5 protein-coding genes and 2 pseudogenes are annotated in these 7,944 nt (G+C 54.8%); 3 read left to right on the top strand and 4 right to left on the bottom strand.

Annotation, left to right across the window (positions count from 1 at the left end; translation table 11 throughout):
• Nucleotides 1-176, top strand: a pseudogene (locus tag Q7T06_RS01840) (MerR family transcriptional regulator); the annotation flags it as partial.
• Nucleotides 177-459: 283 nt separating this feature from the next.
• Here Q7T06_RS01840 and Q7T06_RS01835 read toward each other — a convergent pair.
• The 3 genes from Q7T06_RS01835 to Q7T06_RS01825 form a co-directional block, all read right to left on the bottom strand.
• Nucleotides 460-2,904, bottom strand: a complete 2,445-nt coding sequence (locus Q7T06_RS01835; protein ID WP_304779178.1) for a TonB-dependent receptor — start codon at nt 2,902-2,904, stop codon at nt 460-462.
• Nucleotides 2,905-3,014: 110 nt separating this feature from the next.
• Nucleotides 3,015-4,010, bottom strand: coding sequence for a FecR domain-containing protein (locus Q7T06_RS01830; RefSeq protein WP_304779175.1), 996 nt, complete (start codon nt 4,008-4,010; stop codon nt 3,015-3,017).
• 2 nt (nt 4,011-4,012) lie between these two features.
• Nucleotides 4,013-4,543, bottom strand: coding sequence for a sigma-70 family RNA polymerase sigma factor (locus Q7T06_RS01825; protein WP_304779173.1), 531 nt, complete (start codon nt 4,541-4,543; stop codon nt 4,013-4,015).
• Between the two features lie 277 nt (nt 4,544-4,820).
• Between Q7T06_RS01825 and Q7T06_RS01820 the strand changes: the two genes are divergently transcribed.
• Complete coding sequence (locus tag Q7T06_RS01820) at nt 4,821-5,621, top strand: hypothetical protein (protein WP_304779170.1); 801 nt, start codon at nt 4,821-4,823, stop codon at nt 5,619-5,621.
• Nucleotides 5,622-5,848: 227 nt separating this feature from the next.
• Here the strand turns inward: Q7T06_RS01820 and Q7T06_RS01815 are convergent, their stop codons facing one another.
• Entirely contained in the window at nt 5,849-6,913 is a 1,065-nt protein-coding gene (locus Q7T06_RS01815; RefSeq protein ID WP_304779167.1) for a nitronate monooxygenase family protein, read from the bottom strand.
• Nucleotides 6,914-7,440: 527 nt separating this feature from the next.
• Here Q7T06_RS01815 and Q7T06_RS01810 point away from each other — a divergent pair.
• Nucleotides 7,441-7,944 (top strand): annotated as a pseudogene (locus Q7T06_RS01810) (EAL domain-containing protein); the annotation flags it as partial.

Here is a 7,944-nt window from a genome sequence, read left to right as displayed (position 1 = left end):
ACCTCGATAGAACCATCCAGAAACTGTCTGCGATGCGTGACGGCCTGCGGCATGCTGCTCGCTGCCCTGCGCCCAGCCACATGGAATGCCCTACCTTCCGCAAGATATTGCGCGCGGCTGGATCGGGGCTGATAGGCGAGCGCAGGAAGGCGACGCCACGACCGAAGAAAGTTTAGCGTCGCGGAGTGAGGCTGCGCAGGATGCGCAGCCTGCACCACTGCACTCTTGATGCTGGAAAATACCGATTTATCCGGTGACATCGCCGCATCATTTTGCAAACTATCGCCTCATCCGACCTGACTGAAAATTGCCGCGTAGATCAAGCACATAAAAAAACAGCGCATCACGTGCAAGATGCGCTGTTTCTCCGGGCAATAAAAACTGCATGCAGGATAAGGAATCTCAACTCATTCGCTTCGATTCTTCATCCTGTTAAATCCGCTTACCGCTGTCACGCACTTAGAAATCTACTGTTGCTGACAGCAAGGCCGTGCGTGGCGCGCCCATGGTTATGAAGCTGCGCGAGACCGAGTTCCAGTAACTTTTATCAGTCACGTTAATCACATTGAAGCGTAGCGTGACTGCCTTGCCGGAAACCTGCATCGCATAGCGTGCACCCGCATCCAGCGTCGTCCAGCGGGGAATGCTCTGCGTATTACCGACATCTGCCTGTGCACTGCTGAATGCGTTTATGCGTCCGGTGAGTGTCAAGCCAGGGATGCCGAAAAGATCGTACTCACCATTCAAGACGACGTTGACCTTAGGTACGCCTATCGCATCTTTGCCATCATTGATGCCATTCAGTGTTTTGGTTTGTTTGGCATCGATCAGGGTAATACCGCCGAGCAAACGCACGCCTCTGAACGGTTGGCCGAATGTAGACAACTCCAGGCCGCGGTTGCGCTGCTCACCATCTGCTACAAACAGGTTGGAAGAATTGGTATATGTGCTGGGCTGTGAAATTTGAAACAGCGCCGCAGTGAGGCCGAAGGTGCCGGCGTTGTACTTGACGCCGCCTTCAACCTGCTTGGTCACAGACGGCGGCAAAATCGCACCCTGGTTACTAGTACCCGCGACCGCAGTAGCACCTTGTGCCAAACCCTCGCTGTAATTTGTATAGAGCGAATAACTGCCCAGCTTCACCAATAATGCTGCGGCCGGCGTGACTTTGCTTTCATCATAATTTTTGGTTCTGACGCCGGAGGCAAAAACGCCACTAAACAGCTCTTGTCTACGCACGCCCAGCGTGAACAACACCTTGTCATCGATAAAGCCAAAGGTATTCACTATGCCTATGCTGCTTAATTGCAAATCCGCGTTTTGTGGAATGACGCCATAGTTCACTGTCGGTCTAGGCAAATGAGGTGTGTTGTAAATATTGCCGGTATATACGCCCGTTGCGTTCACTGTCGAGCCGTATCCTTTACGGGAAAAATCGCTGTAAGACACTGCATAATTATTGGACACATCACCGAGCATAAGCCGGCCACGCAAGCCTACGTCATAGGTATCCACTTCGTACGAGCCTTTGAATCCGCCGGCACGCGCAGTAAAGTCACCGGCACTATTTGTCAGGCGACGAGCTTGCGAGCCGGCATAGAAATACTCTTCGTCGCCTTCGGATGCGCCGTAGTTCGCATAGGCAGTGAATGCAGGACTGAATTCATATTCGGCTCGTGCCATCCAGTATTTCGCATTGGTTTTGATGTACTCCCAATCGTTGACGAAGTTCTTGTCGTTTTCTGGTGGACGCGGCAGTGCGAAGCCCTGGTTATAGTTGATGTTTGCCGAATAGCCATTGGTCAGGCGATCCTGATTGGCAACATCCAGACTTGCCTTGAGCTTCGCGCCACGATAGTCGATTGCCAGCGCAGCATTTTTCATGTGGTCGTCCTGCTGCGCTATAGGTGTATCGCCGTCGCGTTTGAGCACATTCAAGCGCATGCCCCACTCTTTATTCTCACCGAAGCGACGCGCCAGATCCAGATGCATGCCAGCCTGGCTATCTGAAATATAACTGCCGGTTACACGCGTCAGCGGCTCATCGCCAGCTCGCTTGCTGGTCAGATTAATATTGCCGCCCACAACGCCAAATGGCGTAATGCCGTTGAGCATGGAAGCAGGTCCTTTGAGCACATCTACACGCTCGTAGAACTCTGGCGTAATGCGCCGGCCTTCCGTCATCCCGTACAAACCGTTAACGCCTACCTGATTCACAAATAGCGGGAAGCCGCGGATGATATACGTTTCGCTATCGCCGTATTCCGCCATCGCGCTGCGCACCGACGGATCAACAGAAATAATATCGGCGACGCGCCGCGACTGCTGGTCTTGTACAAATTCTTCAGTGAAGCTTTGCGTGCTGAACGGCGTATCGAATAAATCCACATTGCCAAGTACACCCATGCGGCTGGCTTTAGCCACCTGTCCGCCGGCAAAAGGCTTAGGCAAGTCACTTGCGGAGCTGGCGTCACTGATGACATTTACCGTCGGCAGGGTCGACGCGACGATGGGAGCGACGCGCAGTACATAGCTGCCGTTCGCTTGCACTACGGCTTCCAGGCCGGTACCTGCAAGCAAACGACTGAGCGCATCCTGTGCCGATAAATTTCCCTGCACGCCCTGACTATGTTTGCCGTCAGTGAGCGCCCCATTTGCAGAGACATAGGTTCCTGATTCCGCCACAAAACGCGCAATCGCACTACTCAAAAGACCTGCTGGAATATTGAATTTATGCGCGGCGGCTTTTGCTGCAGGCAGCGGTTCGGCAGCAAATGTCGATGCAGGCAAGGCACCCAGTATCACTGCGCCAGCGAACAATGCATGCATCGCAAGCACAACGGGCTTGAATGAAAAACCGGCTTGAGCCGCAGCAGCGCGACTGGAGAAATCATGTTTCATCATAGGATCTTTCGGGAAAATTGACGGCAGGCAGTGAGCCTTCACCTTGCTTTCCGAACGAGATCTGAAAAGGGGAACTGATACGTGAAATTATTTTTGTGATGGTCTGCGGATCAGCGGGCGCGTACCGTCACCCACCACGGCAGGGTCTCGTGTATCTGGACCGGCAGCGCTGCCGCCAGCATGACTAGCGCCTGATCCGGCCGGTCCAGCGGGAAACCGCCGACCACGCGCAAATGCGCGATAGCAGGATCGCAGGCGAGATAACCGGAGCGGTAACGCGCCAGTTCTTCAATGAAGGCATCCAGCGGCATATTGTCAGCCAGCAGCACACCGCGACTCCAGGCCTGATGTGCTGCGTCGGCCGGCACCACTGCCCTGATTTCGGTACGGGTAAATTCGACTTCTTCACCCGCCTCTATGATCTTCGCAGTCGCATGCGCATCGACAGGGACTATCTCTACCCTGCCCTCGAACACGCTGAGTCTGGTCTTGCCATTGAGCTGACGCACATTGAAGCGCGTGCCTAAAGCCTGCAAGCTACCTTCTGCGCTATGGACAATGAAAGGACGTGCAGGTGAGCGATCATCCGGCCTGGTCGCGATCATCACTTCACCCTTGCGCAGTTTTACGCTGCGCAACCGCTCGTCATATGCTGCGTCCAGCGAGCTATTGGTATTGAGCCAAAGCTGGGTTCCATCGGCCAAAGTCAGATTGCTGATCTGACCAACTGCACTGCGATGATCGGCGCTCAAATCTGCCAGCACCATTTGCACATCGCTGTTGCGACTGACTCCCCATCCAACCAATCCTGTGACGGCGAACAATGTAAGCATCTTCAAGGTACGGCGCCGCTGAAGCACCGCGGCACCCAGTGCGGCGGTGGCGGCTTCTGGCGCGGTTTTGGGCAGCGCCAGTCCATTGCTGATAGCCTCGACCCGCTGCCAGGCCCAACGATTTTCTTCGCGCAGATCCAGCCATGCATGCCATTGTTGACGTTCTTCGTCGCTCACCACGCCGGAGCGTAATACAGCGAACCATTCGGCCGCTTGTTCCAGTGTGGAGAATTCGAATTCCTGCGCAGATGAGACAGATAGAGGTGTCGCCATTTTCATGCCATCGCCGCTTTAAATGCAGCGCCGTTGAGCAGGCAATGCAACATCGCTTGCGCCATGTATTTTTTGACCATGCGCTCGGACACTTCCAGTTCGCTGGCAATCTCGGCATACGTCATGTCATGCAGGTGCGCCAGCAACAGCGCGCGACGCGGCTTGTCCGGTAGCTGAGTGAGGACACGATCGACTTCCATCAGTGTTTCGATAATGATGGCTTGATGCTCGGCCGATGGCACCAGCGATGCGGGATGCGCGGCTAGAGTGACCAGCCACGCACGTTCAATTTCCTGGCGACGCCATAGATCTATGACCAGGCCTTGTGCAATCTTCGTCAGGTAAGCGCGCGGATCGTAAGCCGCATCCAGCTGTCGCGGACGGACGATCAAACGCAGGAAAGTGTCATGCGCCAAATCCTCAGCCTGAAACGCGCAGCCGAGTTTTTTACGCAACCAGCCGTGCAGCCAACCATGATGGTTGCTGTATAGCGTATGCATTTGCTGCTGCAAGGCGTGTTCGGCGGAAGACATGGAGTTATTCTGGGCATAAAACAAAATGAGAACCATTCTCATTATAATCCATGCAGCTTATCCATTGCAATTTCTGTTGCAGCCATATTGTTTGCCCTCAATCAGCCGCTTAACGTGAGTGCGGATATCAAATACTGTTCCCTGAAAACATGCATAAGCCGCTCCGTGCAAGCCGCCTGACTGACTTATATATGCAGCAATGATTTATTCAACGACATGGCTGTGCCGGTGTGTACACTGTCGCCTTACTGTATTTTGCCTGATTTTTTTCTGACTTATGACCATCACCATCAACGAAGAACTGCAAGCGTATATCGATCCACTGACCACCGATGAGTACACTGCGCTGGAGCGCAGCCTGCTCGCCGAAGGGTGCCGCGATGCGCTGGTGCTGTGGGGAGAACTGCTGATCGATGGACACAATCGCTACGGCATCTGCAAGAAACATGGCATCGCCTTCAACACGGTGCAGAACGAATCATTCAAGTCGATAGACGATGTGCACTTGTGGATGATAGACAATCATCTGGGGCGACGCAGCGTATCGGATTTTCAGCGCGGCGTGCTGGCACTGCGCAAGAAAGACATCTTGAACGAGCGCGCGGCACAAGCGCGCATAGCTTCGGCAACATCGGCGATTGAGGTCGACACGCAGCCTGCGGAAGAAAAGGCATTGACGCGCGATGTGATCGCGAAAGCCGCACGCGTCAGCAACGTGACACTGGGCCAGATCGAAAAAATTCAAAAGACCGCGGCGGCCGAACTGGTCAGCGCAGTGAAGGCAGGCATCGTCTCCATCAATGCCGCTGCCGCGATCTCATCCCTGCCGAATGAAAAGCAGATAGCAGCGGTTGCCGGCGGCAAGAAGGAATTGCGCCAGGTCGCACGCCAGGTGCGCGAAGCCAAACTGCCGTCCAGGCCGGAACCGGTTCCACCGCCTGCCGATGCGACGCCCGATCAAATCACTATACACAAATTGAATCTTTTAATTATCGAACTCAATGAAGAACGTGATCAGTTGAAAAAGAAGGTCCAGCACCTGACGATTGCACTCAGCGAGGCGCGCGGCGCGCAATAAGTGAGCCGTGGCGAGGGCGCATCTCTCGTTACGGATTTACATACAAAGAAACTGCCGTTATCGCGATTACAAATATCGTCACTATTATTTTCCACTTCGTGTTCATGCATTTTCCCTGGGTATCCTGGCGTAGCGTAGCGCATCGCCTTCAGTATTCGGCAAGAGTATACCCAGCACCCGGCAATATGCGCAGGAGAATTAATGCAGACTGGAAGCCGACTATAGCGCTACGCGCCCGGATCGCGTGGATGCACGGCATGATATTTCAGCGCTTCGTTCCATAACTCCCGAGTTAACGACTCTGCATCCTCTTCCCGCGCAAGCGCCGCCGCCTCTCCCGACCACAACAGCGAAAAATCCCCGCTTCCCATTTTCTCGAAGGCCTTGCGCAAGGGTTCAACGGCGCTGGTCGCCAGCGGGAACGCCGGTGCGACATCGCTCATCGGTCCCTGTTCGCGCATAAAGCGCGTCATCAGCCCGCGTGCCGGTCGGCCGGTATACAGATTGGTCAGCCGCGTTGCATCGTCGCGCGCGGCGCGTACCGCAGCACGGTGTACATTGGATCTGCCGGCTTGCGGCGTCAGCAGGTAAGCCGAGCCTAACTGCACTGCGCTGGCGCCGAGTACGAATGCTGCCGCGATCCCTCTTCCATCGGCAATCGCACCCGCAGCGATCACGGGCAGCTTCACCGCATCGACTATCTGCGGCAACAGAGCAAACAAACCCGGTTGCGCATGTATATCGTCAGTTAGAAACATACCGCGATGCCCGCCAGCCTCTGCACCCTGGGCGATGATGGCGTCGACTCCATGCGCTTCAAGAAAGCGCGCTTCTTCCACGGTGGTGGCGGATGAAAGTATCATCGCGCCGGTATTGCGGACGCGGGCAAGCAAGGTCGCATCCGGCAATCCGAAATGAAAACTGACTACGGCGGGTTTGGTTTCCTCTATCACTTCGCACATCGCAGCATCGAACGGAGCCCGCCCCGGCTTTCTTTCAGTTGCCGACGGATCCAGTCCGGCTTCCCTGTAGTAAGGAGCGAGCGCTGCGTACCACTTGGCTTCTGCCTCTTCATCCGGGACCGGAGGCGTGTGACAAAAGAAATTCAGATTGAACGGCGCCGACGTAGCCGCGCGTATCGCATGTATCTGCTCGCGCAACTCTGCGGCAGTGAGTGCGGCACAGGCAAGAGAACCCAAACCGCCCGCTGCGCAGACAGCAATCGTGAGAGGGCTCAGTGTACCCACCATCGGGGCTTGAATAAGGGGGATGCGGGAGGGCAGTATTTTCACGGGGCGCTCGTTAAAAGAAGGGGATCAGTGCCGGGGATAGCCATGCAGGTGCCTGCCATATTAAGGCAATCCAAAAACATGCGCATGTACCGATGCCTTTCTATTGATGCGTACCCTAATGCGCATGTCGATGGCAGACTGATCGCTACAGCCAAGTTGTTGCATCGACGGCTTGAATCCGGGATCGAAAGCCAAAGGTCTGATAGGCAAGCATTCTTGCGAGATGATGCGCTGAGGCCTTCAAAGCCAGGCGAGTCCGGTGCAGCGCAGATGATAGTAATAGCGCAAAAGAAAGGTAGTGCCAGAAATCGCTTTCTCATCAATGCATACGCCCGCTGCCGCATGGATCCGCACGCCTGCGCATAATGAACACCAAGGCTGCGTAAGGACATTCTGCAGGACAGCCTTAGCCGACATGCATTGCTCTCCAGTACAGTTTTTCTTGCTGCGAATCAACCCTGAGCGTAGAATTTTTTTAACTCAAGGTAATTAGATTTACTCGCTTGCACTGACTAAGGGCTATATCCATGGACATGGTGGCAATCTTGAATAGCAAGCAGTCGCTACGCATGCGCCGTGCCTTGCTGCTGAGTTCCATCGTGCTCGGAGGTGTCTCCGTGTTCTGGGGCGTGTACTTTGTGGCCCAGGACAATTGGAGCATGTTCCCCATCAACCTGGCTTCTGTCATCGTTGCAGCGAGCACCGCCTTGCTGACAGTGAAGAAGCACATTCGCGCTGCCGCTATCGTTCTTTTTTGGTATGTGTATCTCGTGCTGTGCATATTTTGTGCGTTGCTGGACATACCGACACTGGCAGCGCCGCGCTCCAATCACAATTATTTTTTGGTGATCGCACTCTTCGCCTGGCTGGTTTTCAAGGGTGACAAACCCTGGCTTAGACACGGCATGACGCTGGCTGCCTTGCTCGGCTTTATCTTCTTTGCCAGCACCACCTCGGCACTGAGCCCCGCCTATGCGCTGGGCGATGACGTGCGGGTGGCCGGCACATGGATACACAATATTATTGTGACC

This window comes from Herminiimonas sp. (assembly GCF_030645555.1).
Classification (GTDB): domain Bacteria; phylum Pseudomonadota; class Gammaproteobacteria; order Burkholderiales; family Burkholderiaceae_D; genus Oxalicibacterium.
This window is presented reverse-complemented; position numbering and strand designations above follow the sequence as displayed.

Coding starts and splice junctions, on each gene's coding strand:
- Q7T06_RS01820 (WP_304779170.1), top strand. CDS start 4,821: ATGACCATCACCATCAACGAAGAACTGCAAGCGTATATCGATCCACTG.
- Q7T06_RS01835 (WP_304779178.1), bottom strand. CDS start 2,904: ATGATGAAACATGATTTCTCCAGTCGCGCTGCTGCGGCTCAAGCCGGT.
- Q7T06_RS01830 (WP_304779175.1), bottom strand. CDS start 4,010: ATGGCGACACCTCTATCTGTCTCATCTGCGCAGGAATTCGAATTCTCC.
- Q7T06_RS01825 (WP_304779173.1), bottom strand. CDS start 4,543: ATGTCTTCCGCCGAACACGCCTTGCAGCAGCAAATGCATACGCTATAC.